The sequence below is a fragment of the Halomonas sp. MS1 genome (genome assembly GCF_024182575.1).
Lineage (GTDB): Bacteria > Pseudomonadota > Gammaproteobacteria > Pseudomonadales > Halomonadaceae > Vreelandella.
Genome location: NZ_CP098926.1, coordinates 2,397,353 through 2,411,173, shown reverse-complemented (window position 1 = coordinate 2,411,173; position 13,821 = coordinate 2,397,353). Strand labels below are relative to the sequence as shown.

Sequence of the window (13,821 nt, the reverse complement as noted above, 5' to 3'; positions counted from 1 at the left end):
AAGTCATGGTTGTTAATTTACTACATAAAGGCAGGATAGGCCTAGCGCCTATGGAAGGTGTCATCGACGCCTTAACGCGTGATTTACTGACTCAGCAGACAGGTTTTGACTGGGCAGTGACTGAGTTTGTCAGGGTGGTCGACACACGACTCCCCCCTCGCGTGTTCTATAAACATTGCCCCGAACTGTCAGCAGGCAGCGTCGCCACCCCTAGCGGCGTTCCCGTGCATTTGCAGCTTTTGGGATCAGACCCCGTGGCGCTAGCCAGCAATGCGCAACAGGCGCTCTCGCTGGGCGCTATCAGCGTTGATCTTAACTTTGGCTGTCCCGCCAAACTGGTTAATCGTCATGATGGTGGCGCATCGCTACTTCGCCAGCCAGATCGCGTCTATCGCGCCGTAAAAGCGGTCGCCGAAGCATTAGACGGCGAAATTCCAGTGACGGCTAAAATCCGCCTTGGCTTTTCTGATCGTCGCTTAGCAGTCGCTTGTGCCCAGGCCACAGAAGCTGGCGGCGCTGCACAGCTTGTTGTCCACGGCCGCACACGAGATGAAGGCTATCGCCCGCCTGCACACTGGGAGTGGATTGGCAAAGTTCGCCACCAGGTATCAATCCCTGTCGTTGCAAACGGCGATATTTGGACACTAGAGGACTACTGGAAGGCTCGCACGCTATCAGGTTGCGAGGATGTCATGCTTGGCCGTAGCGCCCTCTCAGACCCATGGCTTGCAGCTCGCATACGCCACTGGCAGGGCACAGGAGAGCGCCTCCCTGACACCACCTGGGCAATGCGTGCCAACGTGCTAAAGCGATACGCCGACCTACAGAGGCGACAACTACCAGATAGAGTCGTGGTGTCACTCGTCAAGCAGTGGCTAGCACAAATGCGCCAAGGCAATAGCGAAGCGAACCAACACTTTCAGCGCCTGAAACGCCTTACGGATCTCGATACGCTGCTTAACAACCTGATTCCCAGCGCATCACTTTACTGCGAGCCCGCATAAGTCGTTTTCAGCATTAGATTAGAACAAAAAAAGCGCCCTTCTGCTGTGCACAGAAGGGCGCTTTAAACGATCGCAAGACCAAAGTACGAGCCACCATGGCCAGGCTAGAAAAGAAAAAACCCGCTTTCAGTAGAAAGCGGGTTTTTCGAATTTGGCGCGCCCGGGAGGATTCGAACCTCCGACCCCCTGATTCGTAGTCAGGTACTCTATCCAGCTGAGCTACGGGCGCTTAACAGTTTTTAACATCGCCTTCGCGAAGAAAAACATAATAACATCAATAACTTCTGAATTCAAGCTGGCGCGCCCGGGAGGATTCGAACCTCCGACCCCCTGATTCGTAGTCAGGTACTCTATCCAGCTGAGCTACGGGCGCTTATCCAAATTGATGTTACTTTATGCAGTTGGCGGAGAGAGAGGGATTCGAACCCTCGATAGGGCTATAAACCCTATACTCCCTTAGCAGGGGAGCGCCTTCAGCCACTCGGCCACCTCTCCTCAACGGCACGGCGCGAATATTACCGATTTTGACGACTGCTGTCCAGCCCTATGCCAATTTTTTTCGCACCGCCCCGTAGTTACCGCTTAAACGCCTTGTAGTAGACGCAACACAGACAACCATTTACTCAGATTCGCTTTCGCTGTTACGTTCACGCTGAATGCGCTGGTAAATCTCTTCACGGTGAACCGCGACGTCTTTTGGCGCGTTTACACCAATACGTACTTGATTACCTTTCACACCTAACACTGTAACGGTGATCTCATCACCTATCATCAGTGTTTCGCCGACACGGCGGGTTAGGATGAGCATGGCTGATCTCCTTCTCAGACGTTTTTATACAACGGGTTGTGTCCGCTCACAGCGGCACCACACTATTATGCGGTATGGGTGCCGCCACCACCAATGGCTCAAGCTCCTATGACACCTTAACCTCCCGTTGAAAGAAAGCTCACCACCACACGGCAGCAAGTATCCTTCAGCGTAGAAGGTTTAGTGCGCAATTGTTATTCAGATTCGATATCAGATTTATCTAAACCGAATGCTTTGTGCAAGGCATTAACCGCAAGCTCCATATGCTTTTCATCAATAACGACGGAAATTTTAATTTCCGACGTGGAAACCATACGGATATTGACGTTCTCGTCGGCCAAAACACGGAACATTTTAGAGGCAACACCGGCATGAGAGCGCATACCAACACCCACAAGCGATACTTTGGCAATGTTGTCATCGCCACGCAGCTCACCGCCGCCCAAATCAGGAATTACCGTCTCTTCAAGTAACTTCTTGGTCGCTTTGTAATCGCCTTTAGCAACCGTAAAGGTGAAGTCAGTGTAATCGCCAGCAGGCGCCACGTTTTGCACAATCATATCGACTTCGATATTGGCATCGGCGATAGGACCAAGAATACGCGATGCGACACCTGGCACATCAGGCGTATTCAACAGGGTCAATTTAGCTTCGTTTTTAGTAAAAGCGATACCGGAGATTAGCGGTTCTTCCATAGCGTCCTCGTCTTGGTCTGCGTCTGCAACAATTAGGGTGCCGGGGCCATCTTCAAAGCTCGACAGCACACGAAGTGGTACGTTGTACTTGCCCGCAAATTCGACGGCGCGAATCTGTAGAACTTTGGAGCCCAGGCTTGCCAGTTCAAGCATCTCTTCCACGGTAATGCTCTCAAGGCGCTGAGCCTTGGAACACACGCGAGGGTCAGTGGTGTAAACACCATCAACGTCGGTGTATATCTGACACTCATCAGCACCAAGCGCTGCAGCAAGCGCAACACCTGTGGTATCAGAACCACCACGCCCCAGCGTCGTAATATTGCCGTCTTCATCGACACCCTGGAAGCCAGCCACCACAACCACTTTGCCTTCATCAAGGTCAGCTTTCAGGTCATCGGTTTCAATGCGCCGAATACGTGCTTTGGTGTGGGCGCTATCGGTGTGAATGCCGACTTGAGCCCCCGTATGAGAAGTAGCAGAAACACCTATCTGCTGAAGCGCCATTGCCATCAGCGAAATGGTCACCTGCTCGCCCGTTGAGAGCAGCATGTCCATTTCACGCGGCGCTGGGTCATCATTGATTGCGTTTGCCATATCCGTCAGGCGGTTGGTCTCTCCGCTCATCGCGGACACCACCACTACCACTTGGTGGCCTTGATCGCGAAAGCCTTTAACCTTTTCCGCCACGGCCTTGATACGGTCGACAGAGCCCACAGAGGTGCCGCCGAACTTCTGTACGTATAATGCCATATGCCGTTTTTTCCTATAGGTTCGGGAATGGAGAGTGAGTATTGTTATTGCTATTTAACAAAAAGCCGGTAGCAAATAGTGCCACCGGCCTTTGTAATTAGCTAAGCGTATTTTCCAGCCAAGCCGGCACGCTGCCTAATGCTGCTGGCAAGGCATCGGGTAAACTTCCACCCGCTTGAGCCATATCCGGGCGACCACCACCCTTTCCGCCTACCTGCGAAGCCACATGATTGACTAATTCACCCGCTTTTACGCGGCCGATTAAGTCCTGGGTAACCCCAGCAATCAAGCTCACCTTACCTGCCGCGGTATCTGCAACCCCAAGCAGGATAACGCCTGAGCCAAGCTTGTTTTTCAACTGATCAAGCACGCCACGTAAATCTTTACCCGAAACACCCTCAAGCTGGGTGACCAGTAACTTAACACCGTTGATCTCTTGCACCTGGCTAAGCATGTCACTCCCCGCAGCGCTTGCCAGCTTCGCTTTAAGTTGCTCAAGCTCTTTTTCCAGCGCGCGGTTACGCTCAACCAGCGATTCAACCCGAGCTTCCACTTGCTCGGGCTTGGTTTTCAGTCGTTCGCCAAGCCGCTGAACACGAGCTTCCTGCTCACGGAAGTAAGCCAGCGCATTTTCACCGGTAATCGCTTCGATACGACGCACGCCAGAAGCGATACCTACTTCGCTCACCACATGGCAACAACCAATATCACCACTGCGGTTCACGTGAGTACCACCACACAGCTCGATAGAGAAGTCATCAGCGCCAATGGTCAGCACCCGCACGTTATCGGCATACTTAGCTTCAAATAGCGCGGCCGCCCCTTTAGCTTTCGCCTCTGCAAGGCTCATCTGCTCCGTTTTGGTCGGCGCATTCGCTAAGATCTGCTCATTTACCAGCCGCTCTACTTCCGCTATTTGCTCTGCGGTCATCGGCTCGAAGTGGCTAAAGTCAAAGCGCAGGCGCTCTGCGTTTACCAGTGAGCCTTTTTGCTGAACATGATCACCCAGCACCATACGCAGTGCTTTATGCAGCAAGTGAGTCGCCGAGTGATTACGGATGGTCGCGCTACGCAAGCTGGCATCCACCTCGCCTCGCACGTTAGCGCCGACGCTCAACGCGCCATCGACCATAATCCCCTGGTGAAGGTGGTGGCCACTCTGTTTCTGCGTGTCGGTTACCTGGAAGCGACCGCCATCAACATATAAGTAACCGGTGTCGCCCACCTGGCCGCCCGATTCACCATAGAATGGCGTACGGTCCAGTACAACGGTGCCTTTCTGGCCAGCTTCCAGAGCCGCTAACGCATTACCTTCGCTATCCACGATGGCAGTAACTGTCGCTTGGTCGGCCAGATGTTCGTAACCGGTAAACTGGGTTTCACCCTCCAGGTCAATAGCAGCGCTGTAGTCAGCGCCAAACTGGCTGGCCGCCCGCGCACGTTCACGTTGCGCTTCTAGCTCGCGCTGAAAACCGGCTTCATCCAGTGTGACTTCACGCTCACGGCATACATCCGCCGTCAGGTCGAAGGGGAAACCGTAGGTATCGTAAAGCTTAAAGACGGTTTCGCCAGGCAGCACGTCACCTTGCAGCTCTTCAAGCGCCGCATTCAATAGCCCCATGCCGTGGTCCAGCGTGCGAGCAAACTGCTCTTCTTCTTTAAGCAGCACGCGGGTAATTTGTTCACTCGCTTCACGCAATTCAGGATAGGCGTCGCCCATCTCAGTATCTAGTGCGGTTACCAGCTTGTGGAAAAACGGCTCGGAAGCACCCAGTTTATGCCCATGGCGAATCGCCCGGCGAATAATCCGACGTAGCACATAGCCGCGCCCTTCGTTGGAAGGCAGAACGCCGTCTGTAATCAAGAAGGCACAAGAGCGAATATGGTCGGCAATCACGCGTAACGAAGGCGTCGTGGTGTCACCATGGCCTGTCGCTTCAGCAGCAGCTTTCAGCAGGTTTTGGAACAGATCGATCTCGTAGTTGGAGTGAACGCCCTGCATAACAGCAGCCACCCGCTCCAAGCCCATTCCCGTATCGATGGAAGGCTTAGGCAGCGGATTCAATGTTCCAGCGGCATCACGATCGAACTGCATGAACACCAGGTTCCAGATTTCGATGTAGCGATCGCCATCTTCTTCAGGGCTGCCAGGCGGGCCGCCCCATACTTCCGGACCATGATCAAAAAAGATTTCAGAGCTGGGGCCACAAGGACCGGTGTCGCCCATTTGCCAGAAATTATCTTCATCAAGCTTTGAGAAACGCTCAGGGTCAATGCCGATCTCATCTTTCCAGATACGCTCGGCTTCATCGTCACTGATATGCACCGTGACCCAGAGCTTCTCTTTGGGCAGGCCCAACGTTTCCGTCAGAAATGTCCAGGCAAAGCGAATGGCATCACGCTTAAAGTAGTCACCAAAGCTGAAGTTACCCAGCATTTCAAAAAACGTGTGGTGACGCGCCGTGTAGCCAACGTTATCTAGATCGTTGTGCTTACCGCCAGCACGCACGCAGCGCTGGGCTGACGTGGCGCGTACATAGGGTCGCGGGTCACGGCCAAGAAAAACGTCTTTGAAGGGCACCATGCCTGCATTGGTGAAGAGCAGCGTCGGGTCATTGCCCGGCACTAGAGAGCTGGTGGGCACAATAGTATGCCCCTGCTTTTCAAAAAAAGATAAAAAGGCCTGTCTGATCTCTGCGCTTTTCATAGGGTATCCGTGACAAGAAAGCATGATGCCCCAGGGCGCTATCGCCGCCACCCGCTGGGGTCGCAAAAGGGGCATTATAACGCAGTTGTCAAACGACTAAAGCCGCAGTTAGTGCCAGAACTAAAACAGAGGGTGAAAAAATACCCGGAGAAGGCTCATATAAGGGGAGTTACAAGCAAGACAACGCGTAGCGGATTTGCTCAAAATTAAAGCCGCGTGTGGCGAGAAAACGTTCGCGTTTAGCACGCTCTTTGGGAGTATCACCTGGCGAGGAAAAGCGCCGAGCCAAGGTATCGCGAGCTAGCTCAAACCAATCTACGGCCTCGCGCTCTTCTACTGTGGCAAAAGCCGTCGTTGACGTTTCTTGATCTACGCCCCGCTGGCGCAGTTCCCCCTTAATGCGAATAACCCCTTGCCCACGAAGAATCCGTGAACGTATAAAGCTTTCGGCAAAACGTTCATCGGACTGTAAATCCTGCTCTTCTAAGCTATTCAGACAGACATCAATTTCATCAGGCTGAAATGATTTTTGCTGCAACTTGCGCGCTAGCTCAGCACGAGAGTACTCGCGCCGAGACAGCATTTGAATCGCCACTTCACGCGGCGTTAACTCACTACTGGGGGGGAACATACTGTTCTCTCAACGGTTAGAAGAGTGCGTCAATTCGCTCACTGATCAATGGCCAATTGGCGTCCTTCTCGGATACAACTGTGGGCGGAATAGGCCATTCAATCGCGAGGCGCTCATCATTATAGCGCAAACCACTTTCAGCCTCGGGATGATAGGCAGCCGACACCAGATAACTGACCTCAACATCGTCGCTCAGCGTCTGAAAGGAGTGCGCAAAGCCTGGCGGCACATAAAGCTGGTACCGATTGGTCTCGGTCAGCTCGAACAGCTGATGGTGCAGGTAGGTTTCTGAGTCTTCACGAATATCCACAATAACGTCAATAATGCTCCCCCGGAGGCAGCGCACCAGCTTGGCTTCAGCATGCGGCTCTCGCTGATAATGCAGCCCCCTCAGAGTACCTCTCTTGGCTGAGAACGAGGTATTCTGCTGTACAAAATCGCCCAGCAAACCATGGCGCTCAAACTCCGCGCGGCACATAGTCCGGGCAAAAAAGCCCCGCTCATCACCATGGGCCTCAAGCTCTATCAGCTTGGCATCCTTGAGTTTCGTTTGATGAAATAGCATGGCTTACTCCACAAAAGTAGCGGCGGTGCCAGATAGGGGTTCCAAGGCAAACATGGCTTCTTGTTCAGCATACAGACGATCGATCAAGCGCAATGGTGGAATAAGAACATCATCGAAGGTCAGTGCCGCGTCCTTTTCGACACGACCAACCACCTGGCACCCCAGCGCTAGACCGATAGGCAGTAGCCGTTCACGCCGTATCACCTCGATGTTTTCAGCCATGCCGTAGACTTCGAAGCCTCCGAGTTCTTCGATTTTATCGCCCTCATGCAAGGTTTTCTTGGCCATAGCGATCACACCCACCCTTGGGCCGCCTAAAGGAGATAAAACCGGATCACGGAACAACACTGCTCGCGCAACGGACGTGGGCACTTCAAAATGGCAAAGGTGATAAGGCGTTGAAAAGCAGTAATATGGCCCCTCGCCCATTTTATAAAGCTCGAGATAATGCCGTTGACGGGGATTATCGATGGTGCCCAATACGAACACACCCGGCCCCGGCCGTGCTCCAACAACGTAATCCACCAGCCCCGGCCCTGCCGGATCTAGGTAGGGTTCAAACGCCGCTATCGTCTCCTCGATAGGTACCAAGGGTCCACCAGGCACACCACCGGAAAAATCAGGACCGAGCATGCCGCGTTGAGCGACTCGCATGCCGGTACCATTGGCGACAATCGCCTGTTCAAACGAAATCTTGGTGCCATCGGCAAAAGACGCCACCATCGCCGCCTTCTGTCCCCAGCGTTTAGCAAAACTTTCCTGGGTAGCCGGATTGCGATAAGGGTCATGCAGCCCCTTGATGTTGCCACACAGCACAGGCTTAACACCCAGACCGGCGACGAAGCGATAGAGATTCATCTGTACGCCTGGCTGGTCGCCATCGGCAAAACTATAGATAACGCCTGCAGCATCAGCCTTCGCTTTTAAAATAGGGCCGATCGTACCGTCGAGTTCCGCGTTCATTTGGATGACGTCTTTACCACTTTCAAGTGCCGCTAGCACAACATGTGCCGCGTACTCCAACGAGCCGGTTACCTCGATGATCGCATCCAGCCCTTCCGCGCGAGCCAGAGCCACGGCATTCTCAGTAACTGCCGCTCGCCCCGCAGCAATCGCCATTTCAAGCTCCTGCTGAGTGTCACAGGCGATTGGTTCAATATCGGCTTGTTGATAGACCTTGACCGCTGCATCAAGGTGACGATTGGCAATAGCGCAAAGACGCATTCCCGCTGTTGCCGTCATAATCTGCAGGCCGATCCCCCTCGCTTGGAACCCGGCTCCGATCATTCCTACTCGAATGGGATTGCCTTGAGCCTCTCGCTTGGCAAGTGCTGTATCAACGATAATCATCGGAGACTCACTCCTTCCAAAGCTTCCAGGGAGCACTTTCCGCCCAAGCGGCCTCCAGTACCATCTTGTCCCTCAGAGTATCCATGCTTTGCCAGTATCCGTTGTGATGGAAATATCCCAATCTGCCCATTTCAATCATTCGCTGCATGGGCTCGTTTTCCCATACGGTCTGGCTGTCGTTAATCGTCTCGAATACTTCCGGCTCACAGACGAAAAAGCCGCCGTTGATCAGGCCACCATCTATTTCTCCCTTTTCGCGAAAGCCTTCCACCTGATTGTTACCTTCTTGCAAGCGCAGCGCACCATAGCGGCCCGGCTGCGTTACTGCCGTCAGGGTGCACCAATTTTTTGAGGCCAGATGAGAATCGATCAGCGCGGTAATATCCAGGTCGCTCAGCCCATCGCCATAGGTCAAGCAGAAAGGCTCATCCGCCAGTAAATGCATGGCCTTCTTAAGCCGCCCACCTGTCATGGCATCGGCGCCGGTATCCAGCACGGTGACTTTCCAGTCATCGTTCACGCTTTGAAGCCAGGCGACTTTGCCTGTTTTCAGGTCAATGGTGTAGTCGGTTCGGTTACCGCGATAATTGAGAAAGTAGTCGCGAATATACTCAACCTTATAGCCACCCAGCACGACGAATTCCTTCAAGCCGTGATGGGCATACATTTTCATGATATGCCAAAGAATCGGTCGCCCTCCTACTTCCACCATAGGCTTTGGACGAATCGCCGTTTCTTCACTCAAACGCGTGCCAAACCCTCCCGCAAAAATTGCAACTTTCATGGCTTAGCCTCCATTTCAGGCATCGAAGTAACCGAGGAAGAGCCCGGCGAAGCAGTGGGAGTCACTCCATTACGAATTTGCCAACTCAGGTTCTCGGACAGGCGACCCTCGTCGATATGCGCTTGTAGCGCGTGCAGGCGCACATAGCGTGAGGTTCGGAATTGGGCATCAGTAAACTTCATGCCTTTTAGCCCATTAGCCACCCCTATTATCGAATCCCAAAGTGTCATTTTTGGCTGATGTTCTGGTGCTAACTTAGCGAACAGGCTGAAATCTACTTGGTAGGAGCGGCTGTCCGCCGGTGCTTGGGTATTGATACTCAGAGTGGTACCAGGAATTGCCTGGGCAACCGCCATCGCTAGATCCCGCACCTGATGGTTGCGTTCGTTAGAGCCGGTATTGATATTGAGGATGCGCCCCCCATTTTCGGGCTTACGCTGTATCGCCCAACTAATGGCCCTTGCCATATCGGAGACATCGATCAAGGGTCGCCAGGGTGACCCATCGCTAAGCACGGTAATATGCTGCTGACTAAGCGCGCAGGCGACAAAATCGTTGAGCACTAGATCCAGGCGTAGACGTTCCGACATTCCACAGGCAGTCGCAAAGCGTAAACTAGTAATCACCATGTCCCCCTCAATGCCCGCCAAGGCTTCTTCTGCGGCAATTTTTGAACAGGCATAGGCGGTAACCGGAGCCACAGCATCTGCTTCACAACGCGGCGCACCGAGGGCAATACCATAAATACTGCAACTCGAGGCAAACACGAAGTTTTCCACTCCCGCTTGAGCCGCTGCTTTGGCCATGGCCACCGTAGCGTATTGATTGACGTCAGCCGTGACGGCAGCAAAACGATCTCCCATGGGGTCATTGGAGATAGCAGCCAGTTGCACCACGGCCGTGTAGCCTTCAAAAAAACCAGCAGGAATATCCCTAACGTCGCCCAAAAACTGTTGGGCGAGATAACGTTCGGGAAGGGAATCGGCTCCCGTGAGACAGTGCGCGAAATAGGCATTGTCGTAACCATGAAGAGTGGCAGATGGATATCGTGCGGCTAACTCTCTTACCAGTACGGAGCCGACGTACCCCATATTGCCCACGATTAATATTTTCAAAATATCACCCCATCATTTAGCGCCTGAGCGTCATTAAACCAAGTATTCTCACGACCCTGTCTTAAAGCTGCTTTTATTTTTTATCCTGTTTTTTTCCTTCAAGTCAGCTTGCTCTTGGCATAGCTGGTCTAACCGCCACGTGGAAGTTTGCATTTTTTCAATAGGTGTATCTGCAGCTTCAGACTCAGGGTAAAACCACAGACTTTCTAACATTCCGTGCAGAACTATCTTGGCCTTACGAACTTCACCTCTAAACAAAAGTATAAAAAAGAGCCGAGCAACTCGATAAACTTCTGAAATCATAAGGTAGCGATAATGTGGAAAATGGCGATATTTACGAGCGATATAAATTTTATTTCTAATAAAGTAGCGGTATAACCTAAAGCGCGCCGGATTACTTTCATTAAGAATACTGATAGGGCCATTTTCTTGGCGTAAATGTTGCACTTTACTCATACCAACAACATAACCGGGGTTTTCTTGAGTGACTCTTAAGGTAAATTCACTATCTTCTCCCCAGATGAACATCGCGGTAATTGGTAAGCCATGTTGCGCCAAGGTAGTCCGCGGCAGCAGTATTGAAACGAAAGTAGCGCGATGCACAGCCACTACACCCAGCTCAAGCAGCTCGTGCCAGTCTCGATAACCAATGGCATTTTTCAAAGGACTAATAATAGGAGTATTAGTAACCAGTCCAGTTTCAGTGAAGGCCTGGGAAAGAAGAAAAGCTGGTTTTTTTCCTTTATCTTTAAGCGCTTCATCGGCTAATAACAAAAAGTGAAGTGCGTCAGAACCAGGTATGACATCATCGTCCATTGTCCAAATAAAATCGGCACCCTCTTGATAGGCGAGACGCATACCTGCATTAAATCCCCCAGAGGCGCCAATATTATCCTTCAGCACATGTACCATAAGACCAGGGTAACTGCTTTCGGACAACATCTTTTGGGTACCATCAGTGCTTGCATTATCAATGACGATGACACGATCGCAAGAGCGGCACTGGGAATACACTGCATCGAGACATCGCTTCAGTAGTTCCTTTCGATTATAAGTAAGGATTACCGCGAATACTTTATGCATAGCACACTTTCCCCAAAGATGAGCTTTTTCTTTTCGCGATAAAGGTTAGCCTTTAAACTTAACCACCAGGCTCTCCATCATATGAAAAGTTATATTTCATTCTTTTATAATTATATAAGCAGCCCCTAACCTACAATCACCGAACGCTCCGTCATAGAAACGTAGTAGCAACGAAACGTAGTAGCAACGGCGACTGTAAGTTACAATCTGATACCTAATGATATTAAAAGTTACATTTAAAAAATAAGCGACATGTTTTTTTCTGTCAAGCGCATGGACGGATCAAAAATCTAGTTTGCAGTACCATTTTTCTCATACAGAAAAGCAAAAGGGGCACCTTTTTAGGTACCCCTTTTTTTCATGCTAAAAATACAGGCTAGGCTTATCGCCAAATTTAGCTTGCTACTGCAGACAGCAATCTCACCAGGCTGAAATGCTTTTTGCTGCAACTTGCATACTCGCTCAGCGCGAGAGCACTCGCGCCGAGACAGTATTTGAATCGCCACGTCACACGACGTTAACTCAACGGCTTAGAGAACGGCATCATAAAGAGGCTTACAGCAAATCATCATCGCTCTCAGCGGCAACATCTGCCTCAGGAGCTTCTTCTTTTTTTGCATCCGGCGGAGCAAGCAATTGTGCTCGGATTTGCGCTTCAATTTCTTCCATGGTTTCAGGGTGCTCTTCTAAATACTGAGCTGCATTGGCTTTGCCCTGACCAATCTTTTTGCCTTTGTAGCTGTACCACGCGCCCGCTTTGTCTACCAAGCTGCACTGCACGCCCAGGTCAATCACCTCGCCCGCATGGTAGATACCCTTACCGTAGAGAATTTGAAACTCTGCCTGACGGAATGGCGGCGCCACTTTATTTTTAACTACCTTCACACGGGTTTCGTTACCAGTGACTTCGTCACCCGATTTTACGGAGCCTGTACGTCGGATATCCAGACGCACGCTGGAGTAGAACTTAAGTGCGTTACCGCCGGTCGTGGTTTCGGGCGAACCAAACATCACACCGATTTTCATGCGGATCTGGTTGATAAACACCACTAAACAATTGGCGTTTTTGATATTACCGGTAATTTTACGCAATGCCTGAGACATTAAACGTGCTTGCAGACCAACGTGGGAGTCGCCCATTTCGCCTTCGATTTCAGCACGCGGCGTTAGTGCAGCCACGGAGTCGATCACGATCACATCTACCCCGCCAGACCGTACCAACATGTCGGTAATTTCCAGCGCTTGCTCACCGGTATCAGGCTGGGAAACCAGCAAGTCGTCTAGATTAACCCCGAGCTTTTCTGCATAGCTGGGGTCCAGAGCGTGCTCTGCATCGACGAACGCACAGACTTTGCCCTGTTTTTGCGCCTGCGCAATGACTGACAGGGTCAGCGTCGTTTTACCTGATGACTCTGGGCCATAAATTTCACATACGCGCCCAAACGGCAACCCGCCGATACCAAGCGCGATATCAAGCCCCAGTGAACCGGTGGAGACAGACGGCATTATCACGCGCGGTGCATCGCCAAGGCGCATAACAGTCCCTTTACCAAACTGGCGATCAATCTGGCTAAGTGCAGCATTTAGCGCTTTGGTGCGGTTGTCATCCTGAGCCATGCAGAAATTCCTCATCACAAACTGTATAATTAGCCAGTAGTATGCCAAAGATTAGCGGCTAAACAAATCCTCAGCACCATATTTAATGTTTATTTCTTTTCACTGCCGTTGGCCTGGGCCGTCAAGCGCGCAACTAGGCCGGCCAATGCTTCACGTACGGCTTGTTCGCGTACCGCCTGTCGGTCGCCGTGAAAGTGGAAACACGCTGCCTGTTGGCTTTCTGCACTGCCCCAGGAAAGCCATACGGTACCAACAGGCTTCTCTTGACTGCCACCATCAGGACCAGCCACTCCACTGACGGCAACCGCTAAGTCAGCCCCACTTGCTAAGCAAGCACCTTTAACCATTGCATTAACTACTTGCTCACTGACCGCGCCATGGGCTTCGATAAGCGCCTCGGGCACATCCAACATACGCGTTTTAGCAGCATTGGAGTAGGTTACATAACCCGCTGTAAAATACGCAGAGCTACCTGCCACAGAAGTAATTGCGCTGGCGATACCGCCGCCTGTACAGGACTCTGCGGTAGAAACTTCAACCTCAAGCTGCTGACACAGCCTTCCCAAGCGTTGAGCGAGCAGTGATAGGTCAAGATTCTTCAGGCTTGAAACGCTAGGTGCCATGGTGACTCCTTCATGTGAGACCTCAGTTCAGCGTAGAATACCGTGTTTAACTTTCTCAAAGAAATTGCTCAAAGAAATTGCCCAAAGAA

12 protein-coding genes and 3 tRNA genes are annotated in these 13,821 nt (G+C 51.7%); 1 reads left to right on the top strand and 14 read right to left on the bottom strand.

What is annotated here, in order from left to right; all coding sequences use genetic code 11:
- Positions 1-5: 5 nt before the first annotated feature.
- Positions 6-1,004 carry a tRNA dihydrouridine synthase gene (locus NF683_RS10985; protein ID WP_253920008.1) on the top strand — a complete coding sequence of 333 codons (999 nt, stop codon included), beginning with the start codon at positions 6-8 and terminating at the stop codon, positions 1,002-1,004.
- A 152-nt stretch (positions 1,005-1,156) separates the two neighbouring features.
- Here the strand turns inward: NF683_RS10985 and NF683_RS10980 are convergent.
- The 14 genes from NF683_RS10980 to NF683_RS10915 all read right to left on the bottom strand — a co-directional run bounded on the left by NF683_RS10980 (position 1,157) and on the right by NF683_RS10915 (position 13,732).
- Positions 1,157-1,233: transfer RNA gene (locus NF683_RS10980), tRNA-Arg, on the bottom strand.
- A 67-nt stretch (positions 1,234-1,300) separates the two neighbouring features.
- Positions 1,301-1,377 (bottom strand) — tRNA-Arg (locus NF683_RS10975).
- 29 nt (positions 1,378-1,406) lie between these two features.
- A tRNA-Ser gene (locus tag NF683_RS10970) sits at positions 1,407-1,499 on the bottom strand.
- A gap of 124 nt (positions 1,500-1,623) precedes the next feature.
- Positions 1,624-1,812, bottom strand: a complete 189-nt coding sequence (gene csrA / locus NF683_RS10965) for a carbon storage regulator CsrA (protein WP_009722197.1) — start codon at positions 1,810-1,812, stop codon at positions 1,624-1,626.
- A 194-nt stretch (positions 1,813-2,006) separates the two neighbouring features.
- Positions 2,007-3,257 carry an aspartate kinase gene (locus NF683_RS10960; protein WP_089039066.1) on the bottom strand — a complete coding sequence of 417 codons (1,251 nt, stop codon included), beginning with the start codon at positions 3,255-3,257 and terminating at the stop codon, positions 2,007-2,009.
- Positions 3,258-3,354: 97 nt separating this feature from the next.
- Positions 3,355-5,964, bottom strand: coding sequence for an alanine--tRNA ligase (gene alaS, locus NF683_RS10955; protein WP_089039067.1), 2,610 nt, complete (start codon positions 5,962-5,964; stop codon positions 3,355-3,357).
- A gap of 169 nt (positions 5,965-6,133) precedes the next feature.
- Positions 6,134-6,595 (bottom strand): regulatory protein RecX, encoded by a 462-nt coding sequence (locus NF683_RS10950; protein ID WP_089039068.1) that lies wholly within the window; start codon positions 6,593-6,595, stop codon positions 6,134-6,136.
- A gap of 16 nt (positions 6,596-6,611) precedes the next feature.
- Positions 6,612-7,160 (bottom strand): dTDP-4-dehydrorhamnose 3,5-epimerase, encoded by a 549-nt coding sequence (gene rfbC, locus NF683_RS10945; RefSeq protein ID WP_089039069.1) that lies wholly within the window; start codon positions 7,158-7,160, stop codon positions 6,612-6,614.
- A gap of 3 nt (positions 7,161-7,163) precedes the next feature.
- Positions 7,164-8,510 carry an NAD(P)H-dependent oxidoreductase gene (locus NF683_RS10940; RefSeq protein WP_089039070.1) on the bottom strand — a complete coding sequence of 449 codons (1,347 nt, stop codon included), beginning with the start codon at positions 8,508-8,510 and terminating at the stop codon, positions 7,164-7,166.
- A gap of 7 nt (positions 8,511-8,517) precedes the next feature.
- Positions 8,518-9,294 (bottom strand): glucose-1-phosphate cytidylyltransferase, encoded by a 777-nt coding sequence (gene rfbF / locus NF683_RS10935; RefSeq protein WP_089039071.1) that lies wholly within the window; start codon positions 9,292-9,294, stop codon positions 8,518-8,520.
- A complete protein-coding gene (locus NF683_RS10930; protein WP_089039072.1) occupies positions 9,291-10,409 on the bottom strand; it encodes an NAD-dependent epimerase/dehydratase family protein in 1,119 nt (372 codons plus the stop codon). The genes rfbF and NF683_RS10930 overlap by 4 nt, the downstream gene beginning before the upstream one ends.
- 48 nt (positions 10,410-10,457) lie before the next feature.
- Positions 10,458-11,492: a glycosyltransferase family 2 protein gene (locus NF683_RS10925; protein WP_253920007.1), complete on the bottom strand. Its 1,035-nt coding sequence runs from the start codon at positions 11,490-11,492 to the stop codon at positions 10,458-10,460.
- Between the two features lie 555 nt (positions 11,493-12,047).
- Positions 12,048-13,109 (bottom strand): recombinase RecA, encoded by a 1,062-nt coding sequence (recA, locus tag NF683_RS10920; RefSeq protein WP_089039074.1) that lies wholly within the window; start codon positions 13,107-13,109, stop codon positions 12,048-12,050.
- Between the two features lie 89 nt (positions 13,110-13,198).
- Positions 13,199-13,732 carry a CinA family protein gene (locus tag NF683_RS10915; RefSeq protein ID WP_089039075.1) on the bottom strand — a complete coding sequence of 178 codons (534 nt, stop codon included), beginning with the start codon at positions 13,730-13,732 and terminating at the stop codon, positions 13,199-13,201.
- Positions 13,733-13,821: the final 89 nt, after the last annotated feature.